At 39.7% G+C, this 12780-nt stretch carries 15 protein-coding genes; 10 read left to right on the top strand and 5 right to left on the bottom strand.

The window, feature by feature from the left end:
* Positions 1–36 precede the first annotated feature (36 nt).
* The 5 genes from uspA to A9500_RS05405 form a co-directional block, all read right to left on the bottom strand.
* Positions 37–462, bottom strand: coding sequence for a universal stress protein UspA (gene uspA, locus A9500_RS05425; RefSeq protein ID WP_014064852.1), 426 nt, complete (start codon positions 460–462; stop codon positions 37–39).
* 104 nt (positions 463–566) lie between these two features.
* Positions 567–1859, bottom strand: coding sequence for a Xaa-Pro aminopeptidase (gene pepP, locus A9500_RS05420; RefSeq protein ID WP_065244180.1), 1293 nt, complete (start codon positions 1857–1859; stop codon positions 567–569).
* Positions 1860–1871: 12 nt separating this feature from the next.
* A complete protein-coding gene (locus tag A9500_RS05415) occupies positions 1872–2420 on the bottom strand; it encodes a YecA family protein (RefSeq protein ID WP_065244179.1) in 549 nt (182 codons plus the stop codon).
* A 111-nt stretch (positions 2421–2531) separates the two neighbouring features.
* Positions 2532–4178, bottom strand: a complete 1647-nt coding sequence (gene groL, locus A9500_RS05410) for a chaperonin GroEL (RefSeq protein WP_065244178.1) — start codon at positions 4176–4178, stop codon at positions 2532–2534.
* 22 nt (positions 4179–4200) lie between these two features.
* Entirely contained in the window at positions 4201–4491 is a 291-nt protein-coding gene (locus A9500_RS05405; RefSeq protein ID WP_005629492.1) for a co-chaperone GroES, read from the bottom strand.
* A 169-nt stretch (positions 4492–4660) separates the two neighbouring features.
* On the opposite strand from A9500_RS05405, the gene ureA reads away from it, so the two are divergent.
* The 10 genes from ureA (at position 4661) to aspA (ending at position 12746) form a co-directional block, all read left to right on the top strand.
* On the top strand, positions 4661–4963 hold the full coding sequence (ureA, locus tag A9500_RS05400) for an urease subunit gamma (RefSeq protein WP_065244177.1): 303 nt from the start codon (positions 4661–4663) through the stop codon (positions 4961–4963).
* A gap of 51 nt (positions 4964–5014) precedes the next feature.
* On the top strand, positions 5015–5320 hold the full coding sequence (gene ureB / locus A9500_RS05395) for an urease subunit beta (protein ID WP_065244176.1): 306 nt from the start codon (positions 5015–5017) through the stop codon (positions 5318–5320).
* 11 nt (positions 5321–5331) lie between these two features.
* Positions 5332–7050 (top strand): urease subunit alpha, encoded by a 1719-nt coding sequence (gene ureC, locus A9500_RS05390; RefSeq protein WP_065244175.1) that lies wholly within the window; start codon positions 5332–5334, stop codon positions 7048–7050.
* Positions 7051–7087: 37 nt separating this feature from the next.
* Positions 7088–7708: a glutathione S-transferase gene (locus A9500_RS05385; protein ID WP_065244174.1), complete on the top strand. Its 621-nt coding sequence runs from the start codon at positions 7088–7090 to the stop codon at positions 7706–7708.
* Positions 7709–7720: 12 nt separating this feature from the next.
* The gene (locus A9500_RS05380) at positions 7721–8332 is read left to right on the top strand and encodes a hypothetical protein (protein ID WP_065244173.1); all 612 of its coding nucleotides are present in this window, start codon (positions 7721–7723) and stop codon (positions 8330–8332) included.
* Between the two features lie 4 nt (positions 8333–8336).
* Entirely contained in the window at positions 8337–8894 is a 558-nt protein-coding gene (gene ureE / locus A9500_RS05375) for an urease accessory protein UreE (RefSeq protein ID WP_065244172.1), read from the top strand.
* Entirely contained in the window at positions 8879–9586 is a 708-nt protein-coding gene (locus A9500_RS05370) for an urease accessory protein UreF (RefSeq protein WP_065244171.1), read from the top strand. Before ureE ends, A9500_RS05370 begins: the two co-directional genes overlap by 16 nt.
* An 82-nt stretch (positions 9587–9668) precedes the next feature.
* Complete coding sequence (ureG, locus tag A9500_RS05365) at positions 9669–10304, top strand: urease accessory protein UreG (RefSeq protein ID WP_065244170.1); 636 nt, start codon at positions 9669–9671, stop codon at positions 10302–10304.
* Between the two features lie 50 nt (positions 10305–10354).
* A complete protein-coding gene (locus A9500_RS05360; RefSeq protein WP_065244169.1) occupies positions 10355–11167 on the top strand; it encodes an urease accessory protein UreD in 813 nt (270 codons plus the stop codon).
* A gap of 160 nt (positions 11168–11327) precedes the next feature.
* A complete protein-coding gene (gene aspA, locus A9500_RS05355) occupies positions 11328–12746 on the top strand; it encodes an aspartate ammonia-lyase (protein WP_065244168.1) in 1419 nt (472 codons plus the stop codon).
* Positions 12747–12780 lie beyond the last annotated feature (34 nt).

Below are 12780 nucleotides of genomic sequence, written 5' to 3'. Positions count from 1 at the left end.
ACGTTATTTTAATAGGGCTAAAATAATTTTTGATCACTATTCGTCGCGAAGTGGCACAACCAACATATCAATTTTAATGGTATTCATCACTTGACGTGTTGAAGACATTAATTTACTCCAGAAATCTTGGTGATGACCTGTCACTAGTAGATCTACATCATACTGATCAATAGCGTCCGTCAAAACTTGACCTAAATCACCGCTGCCGCTCAATTTTTCTTTCACTGGATAACCAGCATGTTCTGCTAAATTAATTAGCGCTTTTTGTGTTTCGCTCGAAATTCTATCTTGCATTGATGACATATTGACATCAATCAAACCAGTATAGAGATCCGAGAAGTTTACATCTACATGGATAATGGAAAGTTGCGCATCATTGCGTTTTGCAATTCCCACGGCTTTTTTGAGTAGAAATTCACTTTCATCAGAAAGATCTACCGCCACTAAAACGTGTTTATACATAATCGACTCCTTACTGATTTAATTGGTCTTTTTTTACCTAACTGCATAGTAGCACTTTGGCTACAGGAAAAACTTGCACTAGATCACAAATTTGAGAATTTTTCTCAATTTTTCATTAAATTCTCAATGTCATCGATTTCTTTTGGTGCCGCTGCTGTCAGATTTTTGTTGCCGTATTCAGTCATCAACAAGTTATCTTCAATACGCACACCAATGCCTTTATATTGAGCTGGCACATCCGCCTCTTCTGAAATATAAATACCTGGCTCAACAGTGATGAGCATCCCCACTTCAAGCGTGCGACTACGATCATCATCATAGCGACCAACATCGTGCACATCTAAACCAAGCCAATGGCCTAAACCATGCATATAAAATTGGCGATAGGCTTTTTCTTCAATCAGCTTATCTACATCCCCTTTCAGAATGCCTAAATCAACCAAGCCTTGAGTTTTAATACGAATCACTTCATCATTTGCCAATTTAATTGAATTACCTGGCACTAATAGCTCAATAGCTCGCTTTTGTGCTTTTAAAACTAATTCGTAAATATCACGTTGAGGCTGGGTAAATTGACCATTTACAGGGAACGTACGCGTGATATCGCCTGCATACATAGCAAACTCACAGCCAGCATCAATCAACACAAGATCGCCATCTTTTAATGATTGATCATTTTCGGTGTAGTGCAAAATACAGGCATTATCTCCTCCCGCAATAATCGAATTGTAAGACGGGAATCTTGCACCATGACGATTAAATTCATGCAAAATTTCACTTTCAATTTCATATTCAAAACGATTTGGACGAGTCACTTGCATCGCTTTAATATGTCCAAATGCTGTAATTTGTCCCGCTTGCTGCATTAATCGAATTTCATTTGGTGATTTAATTAAGCGCATCTCACTTAACATCGGCTGCCAATCAAAAACAGCGTAAAATTTCACCGCACTTTCAGCTATTAATTTATCGCCCCAAGGATGACGATCTGACACATGATAAAGTGCGGTCAATTTTTCCGTTAATTTTGGAAATTCAGTTTTGAAATCATCAATAGAATACGCTTCATTAACATTGAGTTTTTGCGGTGCTCGCTCAACGCCTAATCGGCGACCATTCCAGGTTTCAAGCAAAGGATCTCGCGGACGAAGAAATACAACCGCCTTTTCCGCATCTTCCGTTTTAATCAATAACAATGCAGCATTGGGTTCATTAAAACCTGTTAAATACCAGAAGTAACTGTCTTGACGGAAAGGAAAATCACAGTCGTTATTACGACGTTTTTCAATTTCGGAAAATAGCAACAAGGCAGAATTTGGCTGCATTTGCGCGAATACTTTTTGACGACGTTCTGTAAATTCCTCTTGCGGTAATGCCGCCATATATGCGAGATCCATGTTTCGCTCCTTTTAATGTAATATCGGTTTTATTTCTTGTGCATCATCATTGAAATGGGTGTAAAACAACATTGCAATGGTGCGAACATATTCAATGATTTCTTCTAGGGCTTCGGTAAGCTCTTCTTCATCATCTTCTTCATCATAACCAAGCTGACAAATATCTTGTAAATCATCTACCGCTTCGCCAATTTCGCCTTTTTCTTTATCCAATTCTGTCTGAACAAGACCTAAACCCAGTAAAAATTGGTTTGCCCAGTCTGATAAACTGTCTGCACGTGCAAACACGCTCTCATCTTCTGTTAAGCCCAATTCAAAATCAAACCCTTCTACGTCCCCTAAGGTTTTACCAATTTGTTCATAGATTTCGGTAATCGGCTGAATTAATGCGATTGGATATGCGTGGTTATCGTTACTAAATTGATATAGAAGTGGTAACCAGCTTTGGTCTTTCAGTCCACCACAAATTAAGCCGCTCAAAAAGCCATGTAATTCTGTTGCATTAATACCAATACCGGCAGATTTGAGTTGTTGATTAAGTTCAGTTTGGGAAATTGTCATTGTTATACCTATAAAATCATCGAAAACCATTAAAGTGTAGCACCACACAAATAAAAATGCGATCGCATTTCTATAAAGAAAAACGATCGCACTTTCTTTCGCAAAGTGGAATTACATCATTCCGCCCATGCCTCCCATACCGCCCATTCCGGCAGCACCTAAATCAGCTTTATCATCTTTTGGAAGATCGGTAACCATACATTCTGTGGTGATCATTAAACCTGCTACAGAAGCCGCGAATTGTAACGCAGAACGAGTTACTTTAGTTGGATCTAAAATACCCATTTCGATCATATCACCGTACTGTTCAGTACCTGCGTTATAACCAAAGTTTCCTTCGCCATTTTTAACCGCACTTGCCACAACAGATGCTTCTTCACCTGCGTTAGTGACGATTTGACGAAGTGGCGCTTCCATTGCTCGTAATGCAAGTTTAATACCTACATCTTGTTCTTCGTTATCACCTTTTAAGGTTGCAGCTACTTTGCCTGCTGCACGAACTAAGGCTACACCACCACCTGCAACGATACCTTCTTCAACCGCTGCACGAGTTGCGTGTAATGCATCATCTACACGATCTTTTTTCTCTTTCATTTCAACTTCAGTTGCTGCACCAACTTTGATGACAGCCACACCGCCAGCAAGTTTAGCTACGCGTTCTTGAAGTTTTTCTTTGTCATAATCAGACGTTGATTCTTCGATTTGCTGACGAATTTGAGCTACGCGACCTTTGATTTGTGCTTCATCACCCACACCATCGATAATCGTGGTATTGTCTTTGTTGATAACAACACGTTTCGCTTGACCTAAATCTTCTAATGTCGCTTTTTCAAGTTCCATACCGATTTCTTCAGAAATTACGGTACCAGCAGTTAAGATCGCAATATCTTGCAACATTGCTTTACGACGATCACCAAAACCAGGTGCTTTCACTGCTGCAACTTTCACGATACCACGCATAGTGTTCACTACTAAGGTTGCAAGTGCTTCACCTTCAATATCTTCAGCGATAATTAATAATGGTTTACCCGCTTTCGCTACACCTTCTAATACTGGAAGTAATTCACGGATATTTGATACTTTTTTATCTACTAAAAGAATGTATGGGTTGTCTAATTCAACAGTTGCCGTTTCTGGTTTGTTGATGAAATAAGGTGATAAGTAACCACGATCGAATTGCATCCCTTCCACAACCGCTAATTCATCGTCAAGACCGGTACCGTCTTCTACGGTAATCACGCCTTCTTTACCCACTTTTTCCATTGCTTGAGCAATTAATTGACCCACAATGCTGTCAGAGTTAGCAGAAATCGTCCCTACTTGCTCAATTTCTTTAGAGGTTTCGCAAGGTTTAGATAAATTTTTAAGCTCAGAAACAACCGCACTTACCGCTTTATCAATACCACGTTTTAAATCCATTGGGTTCATACCTGCAGCCACAGCTTTTAAGCCTTCATTTACGATAGCTTGAGCAAGAACTGTTGCAGTAGTTGTACCGTCACCCGCTGCATCATTGGCTTTAGAGGCAACCTCTTTCACCATTTGTGCACCCATGTTTTCAAATTTATCTTCTAATTCAATTTCACGTGCGACAGATACACCATCTTTAGTGATGGTTGGTGCACCAAATGATTTATCTAAAATTACATTACGACCTTTAGGGCCAAGGGTAACTTTTACCGCATCAGCTAGTACATTCACACCTTTAAGCATTTTTACGCGTGCATCGTTACCAAATTTTACGTCTTTTGCTGCCATTTTCTTTTTTCCTTAATTTAAATTATTCCACAATCGCCAAAATATCGTTTTCAGAAATGATTAACACTTCTTCACCATCGATTTTTTCACTTTTCACGCCATAACCATCATTGAAAATGACTGTATCGCCAACTTTTACATCTAAAGGTTGAACGGTGCCATTTTCCAAAATACGACCTTTACCCACTGCCAATACTTTCGCACGGGTTGATTTAGTCGCCGCTGAACCAGTTAATACGATACCGCCAGCTGAACGAGTTTCTACTTCTTCACGTTTAATGATTACACGATCGTGTAAAGGACGAATATTCATGATTAATTTCCTTCTTAAAAATTAGTTAACTCTTTCCCTATATAAGGAGGTTTTTTATGATTTCAAGGGGTATTATTAAAAAAATCGAATAAAATATTTTTCCTATTCTGTCGTTTTTTACGTAAAATTCAGCCCGTCTTGCATAATAAACAAAAAAAGGAATAACGATATGCATTTAACATCAAGAGAACAAGAGAAATTGATGCTCTTTTTAGCCGGTGAGCTTGCGGCAAAACGCAAAGCGCGAGGCGTAAAATTAAACTATCCTGAGGCAATCTCGTACATTGCCAGTCATTTACAAGAAGCAGCAAGAGATGGCATGAGTGTGGCGGAAGTCATGCAATATGGTGCAACGTTGCTTACCGTTGAAGATGTAATGGAAGGTGTTGCTGAAATGGTGCACGAAGTACAGATTGAAGCTACTTTCCCAGATGGCACGAAGCTTGTTACTGTGCATAACCCGATTAGATAATAAGTACAAGCGGTTAAAAATCGGAAAAAATTTACAACTAAGGAATTAAAAATGATCCCAGGCGAATACCAATTAGCTGAAGGCGATATTATTGCCAATGTTGGCAGAAAAACCGTCACAATCGAAGTAACCAATTCAGGCGACCGCCCAATTCAAGTCGGTTCCCATTACCATTTCTTTGAAACCAATAATGCGCTTAAATTTGACCGCACTTTAGCACGTGGAATGCGCTTAAATATTCCGTCTGGCAATGCCGTACGTTTTGAACCGGGTGAAGTAAAATCAGTAGAACTAGTCGCTTTTGGTGGTTCGCAAACCATTTACGGCTTCCATAATCAAATTGATGGCAAATTATAAGGTAGGGCAAAATGGCATTAACAATTTCAAGAGCTCAATATGTAGCAACTTATGGCCCAACCGTTGGCGATAAAGTCCGTTTAGGCGATACCAATTTATGGGCAACCATTGAACAAGATTTATTAACCAAAGGTGATGAGTGTAAATTTGGTGGCGGTAAAAGCGTGCGTGATGGCATGGCGCAAAGTGGTACGGCAACTCGCGACAATCCAAATGTGTTGGATTTTGTCATTACCAACGTAATGATCATTGATGCGAAATTAGGCATTATCAAAGCCGATATTGGTATTCGAGATGGCCGCATTGTCGGCATCGGACAAGCAGGTAACCCTGAAACCATGGATAACGTCACACCCAATATGATTATCGGTGCTAGCACAGAAGTGCATAATGGTGCACATTTAATTGCAACCGCAGGCGGTATCGATACGCACATTCACTTTATTTGCCCTCAACAAGCACAACATGCGATTGAAAGTGGGGTTACGACTTTAATTGGTGGCGGAACCGGCCCGGCTGATGGTACACACGCGACCACTTGTACACCGGGTGCATGGTATATGGAACGTATGTTCCAAGCGGCAGAAGCTTTACCAGTCAACGTCGGTTTTTTCGGCAAAGGAAACTGCTCAACTTTTGATCCGCTACGCGAACAAATTGAAGCGGGGGCATTAGGTTTAAAAATCCATGAAGACTGGGGCGCAACGCCTGCAGTAATTGATTCTGCCTTAAAAGTCGCAGATGAAATGGATATTCAAGTGGCAATTCACACTGACACGCTAAATGAAAGTGGCTTTTTAGAAGATACCATGAAAGCAATTGATGGACGTGTGATTCACACTTTCCACACTGAAGGAGCTGGTGGTGGCCATGCGCCAGATATCATTAAAGCGGCAATGTATCCAAACGTTTTACCCGCTTCAACCAACCCGACTCGTCCATTTACCAAAAACACCATTGATGAACACTTAGATATGTTGATGGTTTGCCATCACTTAGATAAACGCGTACCGGAAGATGTAGCATTTGCTGATAGCCGTATCCGTCCTGAAACTATTGCTGCAGAAGATATTTTGCATGATATGGGCGTCTTCTCAATTATGAGTTCAGACTCTCAAGCGATGGGACGTATTGGCGAAGTCGTTATTCGTACATGGCAAACCGCAGATAAAATGAAAATGCAACGTGGTGAGTTAGGCGATGAAGGAAATGATAACTTCCGCATTAAACGCTATATCGCGAAATACACCATCAATCCAGCAATTGCACACGGTATTGCGGATCATATTGGTTCATTAGAAGTGGGAAAAATTGCAGATATCGTATTATGGAAACCGATGTTCTTTGGGGTAAAACCAGAAGTGGTAATTAAAAAAGGCTTTATTAGCTACGCAAAAATGGGCGACCCAAATGCCTCTATTCCAACGCCGCAACCTGTATTCTACCGTCCAATGTACGGCGCACAAGGTTTAGCGACAGCACAAACCGCGGTATTCTTTGTTTCACAAGCCGCTGAAAAAGCCGATATTCGTGCGAAATTCGGTTTACACAAAGAAACCATTGCTGTGAAAGGTTGCCGCAATGTGGGTAAAAAAGATCTCGTTCATAACAACGCAACACCTGAAATCACGGTGGATCCAGAACGCTATGAAGTGCGTGTAGATGGTGAGCTCATTACTTGCGAACCCGTGGATACGGTGCCATTGGGACAACGATATTTTATGTTCTAAGCAGAAAAGAGCGGTCAAATTTTAAGGATAATTTACAATGAAACTTTGGTACTCCACCACCAGCCCGTATGTACGTAAAGTGCTGGTAACGTTGAAATATCAACAACTATTAGACAAAACAGAACTGATTAAAATTGGTTCATCATTTGATGCTAACTCTGCGCATAATCAGGCAAATCCTCTGGGTAGAGTGCCAGCGTTAGAACGTAATTGTGGTAATTGGCTTTATGGCAGTTTGCTCATTTGCGAATATCTTGACCAAAAAGGCAAGGTAGAGCCTAAACTCATTCCAGAAAGTGGCAAACCACGCTGGGCAGCGTTAGCGTTGCATAATTTAGCCGATGGCATTATGGAAAATACCGTGCCGATGATGGCTGAAAAAATACTTCGCCCTGAAAGTGAATGGTGGACAGATCGCCATCAACAACTAACCAAACGTAACCGTCAAAGTTTTGCAAGACTTGAGCAAGATTTAAAACCGTTTGGCACGGAATTAAACATTGGTACGTTAACGGCGGTTGCAGTCATTGATTGGTTCTTGTTTAGAGCAGAAAAAATTGGATTAGATCTTGCAAAAGAATTTCCAAATTTAACCGCTTGGGCGGCGGAGATGAATGAAAAATATGAGGTTTTAAGAGAAACAAAACCTCTTTTATAAAAGGAACTAGATATGACTAACCAGAAAAATGTATCTAAATCTAATGCTATTACTAAAAAACAATCTTGGTTTGCAACCCATTCTGCTCAAAATATAATAGGAGTTATCTCGATTCTTGGAGTCGCATCTATAGTATCTATATGTTACGAAAGTTTTAGAATACCGTCATTAACCACGAAGATAGAAAGTTTAAATAATAAAATCGCTAGTCTTGAAAGTAAATCAGAAATAGTTAAGCTAACTAAAGAGAATTTAGAAAAAGTAAAACTTCTCGACGCTAAAGATAGCGAAATCCTTAGCTTAAAGTCTCAAATTCAGGAAATTAATAAGAACAGAAATGGCTTAGAAAAGCAAATAAATGAGTTAAATAATATTATTTCACAATGGAATTCATGGGGAAATAATATTAAAAAGGAACTTAATATTTGTAAAAATAATGTAAATATACAAGAGGAAATTAATAAGCTTCGAAAACGTATCGACAATAATAATCGTAGAATTGCAGATGACTCTTCGCTTAGAGCAACAGACAGAGAACTCCGAAGTTTATTTATGGATAATCAAAATTTAAATAATTCTATTTTAGAATATCAAAAAAAATTACAATGCCAAGAAATAAAATAATAATATGAAAATCCTCAACCCCATTCTGCCTATTATGGATAGCATTTTAGGTAATTTAACTAGCCTTCAAGCTGAAGGCAAGATTACACATCAAACCATTGAACGCGTGGCATTGCAGTGGTATGAAAGCGAACGGAATATTCTGCGTAAAACCACAAATACGGGGCGCGAAGTTGCCTTTCGCTTGCTAAAAGAAGGGCAACGTTTAAAACACGATGATGTTGTGTTTATCAGCGATGAATTAGTGATTGCGATTGAAATTTTACAGAGTGAAGTCATTGTGCTGTCTCCGAAAACCTTGCCAGAAATGGCGCGCGCTTGTTATGAAATCGGTAATAAACATTCGCCACTCTTTTTAGATGGTGATGAAGTGACATTACCTTACGATAAGCCGATGTTCGAATGGTTACAAGCGGCGGGATTTCATCCACAAAAAGCTGAACGACGTTTAAGCCAAGCGTTAAGAGCAAATTCTGCACAGGGGCATGGGCATTCTCATAGTCATTCGCACGATCATCATGGTTATCACCATCATGGAGACGGCAATTGGCACCAACATTAAACCGAAGCCTGGCAGATTTAGGCGCGTTGTTGCACTTGGTTGACCCGACTTTGCCAATCGGGGGCTTTAACCATTCAAACGGTTTAGAAACTTTTGTGCAGCAAGGCGTTGTTTCAACAAAAACAAGCCTAGAAGAATATGTGCAAACCGAACTTTTGCAAAACTGGGTGTATAACGATGGCGCTTATCTTTCGCTCGCATTTGAAGCCATGGCTACCAATGATTTTGAGCGCTTGTGTGAATTAGACCATTCGCTATCTGCGACCAAAATTGCGCGAGAAAGCCGTGAAGGCAGTTTTAAACTCGGCGTGCGGTTATTAAAAATTTTTATCCGCTATGAACAACACCCAATCCTGAGCCAATTTCAGCAAGCGATTCAGAATAAAACCGTGCAAGGCTATTTCCCGATTGTGTTTGCTATGGTGGCGCAAGCGATGGGGCTCAGCAAAGCGGATACTCTTTATGCGTTCTACTACAATGCAGCAGTTGGTACCATTACCAATGGCGTGAAACTCATTCCGCTCAGCCAAATGGATGGGCAAGATATTCTGTTTGATTTGCGTAGTGCGCTCTTGCAAGCTGTCGAATTAAGCCTTGAGCCCAATCTTGATTGGTTGGGTGCAGCAACTCTCGCAAATGACATCCGCTCCATGCAGCACGAAGTGCTTTATACGCGACTTTATATGTCGTAAGAGCGGTCATTTTTTATTAAATTTTTACATATCGCAGAGGTGATAAGAATGAGCCCCTACGATAATCAACAAAAGGAACATTATGCGTAACTACATTAAAATTGGCGTAGCAGGCCCTGTTGGCGCAGGCAAAACCGCGTTAATTGAAAAACTAACTCGTGAAATGGCAAGCCGTTATAGCGTAGCGGTGATCACCAATGATATTTATACCCAAGAAGATGCGGAATTTTTAACGAAAAACAGCCTACTTCCGCCAGAGCGTATTATGGGCGTGGAAACGGGCGGTTGCCCACACACAGCAATTCGTGAAGATGCGTCTATGAACTTAGAAGCAGTCGATGAAATGGTTGCATGTTTCCCAGACGTGGAAATTGTGTTTATCGAATCGGGTGGTGATAACCTCTCGGCGACTTTCAGTCCAGATTTAGCGGATGTGACCATTTTTGTGATCGACGTGGCACAAGGCGAAAAAATTCCGCGTAAAGGTGGGCCTGGTATTACTCGTTCTGATTTATTAGTGATTAACAAAACTGACCTTGCACCATTCGTTGGTGCTGACTTAAGCATCATGGAACGTGATGCTCGTCGTATGCGTAATGGTCAACCATTTATCTTTACCAACTTAATGAAGAAAGAGAATTTAGACGGTGTGATTGGTTGGATTGAAAAATACGCCTTATTGAAAAATGTAGAAGAGCCGAAAGCATTAGTGAGATAAATCATCCTTCCCTCTTCTTTTAAGAGGGAATTTTACAAATTTAATCGATTATGAACAGTACGCTAAAACTCTCAACTAAACTTTCTTCAAGCGGTAAAACTCAGCTTGCGGAGTATTTTGCTACTCCCCCTTTCAAAGTGATGACGTTGCCTGCTTATTCGGATGCTTGGACGAATGGACTTAATGCTATTCAGATGTCTTCTTCGCCAGGACTCTTATCTGGGGATCGTATCAATATTCAAATAACACTTGAAGAATCGACCGCTCTCTCTTTAAATACACAGGCTTTTACTCGTGTTCAGGCAATGAATGAAGGCGATTTTGCTGAACAAAACACCTTCATTCAGCTTGAAGAGAATAGCCGCTTATTTTATTTGCCCCACCCATTAGTATTGCATAAGAATTCTGCATTTAAGCAAAAAACATTCATCAATATGCAACCTAATAGCGTTCTGATTTATGGAGAGATTGTGGCTATTGGTCGAGTAGCAAACAATGAACGTTTTGAATTTCGTCAATTTTCTTCTCATCTGAAAGTTCAGCTTTTGCAAAATAATGGGCAAACTAAACCGCTTGTATTGGATTGTATTCAATGGCAACCAGTACAAATGAAATTGACCGCATTAAGCCAAATGGAGGATTTTTCACATCAAGGCTCATTGGTTTATCTCAATTTACAGAAAACACAAACTGAAATTAAGCAAATCGTCCACACACTTCAACAACAAGAAAGCGAAAAATCGCTACTTGTTGGTGTTTCTCAATTAAATGAAGGTGGACTTATTGTGCGAGTATTAGGACATCGTGCTGAACTCATCCAGAAACTGTTTGAGAAAATAGCTGAACAACTAAAATCAGCATAAAATTAATATAGCTGAATTAATTTCCCCTAAAAAAATTTATGCGAGAAATGAAAATATCTCTTATACGTCTTATTTGAAATGTGATCCATGTCAAATTTATTTTCTATGTAAATTCCTATAATTACCTCAAATTAATTAACAACCAAAAAAGGTGATTAAAATGACTCAATACAGAAAAGAAGTGGATTTATTAGGTGAACGTGATGTGCCAGCAGATGCATACTGGGGTATCCATACCTTAAGAGCGGTTGAAAACTTCAATATTTCTAATGTAACCATTTCTGATGTACCGGAATTTGTTCGTGGTATGGTGATGGTAAAAAAAGCAACTGCCCTAGCGAATGGTGAATTAGGTGCAATTCCAAGTGATATTGCAAAAGCGATTGTGGCAGCTTGTGATGAAATTCTTACCACGGGGAAATGCTTAGATCAGTTCCCATCTGATGTATATCAAGGTGGTGCGGGTACTTCTGTCAATATGAATACCAACGAAGTGGTTGCTAACCTCGCGCTTGAAAAAATTGGTCATAAAAAAGGTGAATATGATGTTATTAACCCAATGGACCACGTGAACGCTAGCCAATCTACCAACGATGCGTATCCTACCGGTTTCCGTATTGCGGTATATAACAGCATTTTGAAACTTATCGACAAAATCCAATACTTACATGATGGTTTCGATAATAAAGCAAAAGAATTTGCTAAAATTTTAAAAATGGGTCGTACCCAATTACAAGATGCTGTACCTATGACCGTTGGTCAAGAGTTTAAAGCGTTTGCCGTATTACTTGAAGAAGAAGTGCGTAACTTAAAACGTACCGCAGAGTTACTCCTTGAAGTAAACCTTGGTGCAACGGCAATCGGTACGGGTTTAAATACTCCACAAGGCTATACAGAACTAGTTGTAAAACACCTTGCTGAAGTAACTGGATTAGCTTGCGTACCAGCAGAAAACTTAATTGAAGCTACATCTGACTGTGGCGCTTATGTCATGGTTCACGGTGCATTAAAACGTACCGCAGTAAAACTATCTAAAGTATGTAACGACTTACGTTTACTCTCTTCTGGTCCACGTGCAGGTATTAAAGAAATTAACTTACCTGAATTACAAGCAGGTTCTTCTATCATGCCTGCAAAAGTGAATCCTGTTATTCCAGAAGTGGTAAACCAAGTTTGCTTTAAAGTAATTGGTAACGATACTACTGTTACTTTCGCATCTGAAGCGGGTCAATTACAATTAAACGTAATGGAACCAGTGATTGGGCAAGCAATGTTTGAATCTATCGACATCTTAACCAATGCTTGCGTGAACTTACGCGATAAATGTGTAGACGGTATTACTGTAAACAAAGAAATTTGTGAAAACTATGTATTTAACTCAATCGGTATCGTGACTTACTTAAATCCATTTATCGGTCACCATAATGGCGACTTAGTGGGTAAAATCTGTGCTCAAACCGGTAAAGGCGTACGTGAAGTGGTATTAGAAAAAGGTTTATTAACCGCAGAACAATTGGATGATATCCTTTCTGTAGAAAACTTAATGAATCCAACTTACAAAGCGAAATTAAATAAATAATCTCGCTGAGATATAAAAAGGGCGGTCAGTTTTG

The organism is Haemophilus sp. CCUG 60358 (assembly GCF_001679485.1).
Taxonomy (GTDB): Bacteria; Pseudomonadota; Gammaproteobacteria; order Enterobacterales; family Pasteurellaceae; genus Haemophilus_D.
Note: the sequence above shows the minus strand (reverse complement) of the source record. Positions and strands in the feature narration are given on the sequence as shown.

Excerpts from the sequence above, each read along its gene's own strand:
- uspA (WP_014064852.1), bottom strand. The coding sequence starts at position 462 with ATGTATAAACACGTTTTAGTGGCGGTAGATCTTTCTGATGAAAGTGAA.
- pepP (WP_065244180.1), bottom strand. The coding sequence starts at position 1,859 with ATGGATCTCGCATATATGGCGGCATTACCGCAAGAGGAATTTACAGAA.
- A9500_RS05415 (WP_065244179.1), bottom strand. The coding sequence starts at position 2,420 with ATGACAATTTCCCAAACTGAACTTAATCAACAACTCAAATCTGCCGGT.
- groL (WP_065244178.1), bottom strand. The coding sequence starts at position 4,178 with ATGGCAGCAAAAGACGTAAAATTTGGTAACGATGCACGCGTAAAAATG.
- A9500_RS05405 (WP_005629492.1), bottom strand. The coding sequence starts at position 4,491 with ATGAATATTCGTCCTTTACACGATCGTGTAATCATTAAACGTGAAGAA.
- ureA (WP_065244177.1), top strand. The coding sequence starts at position 4,661 with ATGCATTTAACATCAAGAGAACAAGAGAAATTGATGCTCTTTTTAGCC.
- ureB (WP_065244176.1), top strand. The coding sequence starts at position 5,015 with ATGATCCCAGGCGAATACCAATTAGCTGAAGGCGATATTATTGCCAAT.
- ureC (WP_065244175.1), top strand. The coding sequence starts at position 5,332 with ATGGCATTAACAATTTCAAGAGCTCAATATGTAGCAACTTATGGCCCA.
- A9500_RS05385 (WP_065244174.1), top strand. The coding sequence starts at position 7,088 with ATGAAACTTTGGTACTCCACCACCAGCCCGTATGTACGTAAAGTGCTG.
- A9500_RS05380 (WP_065244173.1), top strand. The coding sequence starts at position 7,721 with ATGACTAACCAGAAAAATGTATCTAAATCTAATGCTATTACTAAAAAA.
- ureE (WP_065244172.1), top strand. The coding sequence starts at position 8,337 with ATGAAAATCCTCAACCCCATTCTGCCTATTATGGATAGCATTTTAGGT.
- ureG (WP_065244170.1), top strand. The coding sequence starts at position 9,669 with ATGCGTAACTACATTAAAATTGGCGTAGCAGGCCCTGTTGGCGCAGGC.
- A9500_RS05360 (WP_065244169.1), top strand. The coding sequence starts at position 10,355 with ATGAACAGTACGCTAAAACTCTCAACTAAACTTTCTTCAAGCGGTAAA.
- aspA (WP_065244168.1), top strand. The coding sequence starts at position 11,328 with ATGACTCAATACAGAAAAGAAGTGGATTTATTAGGTGAACGTGATGTG.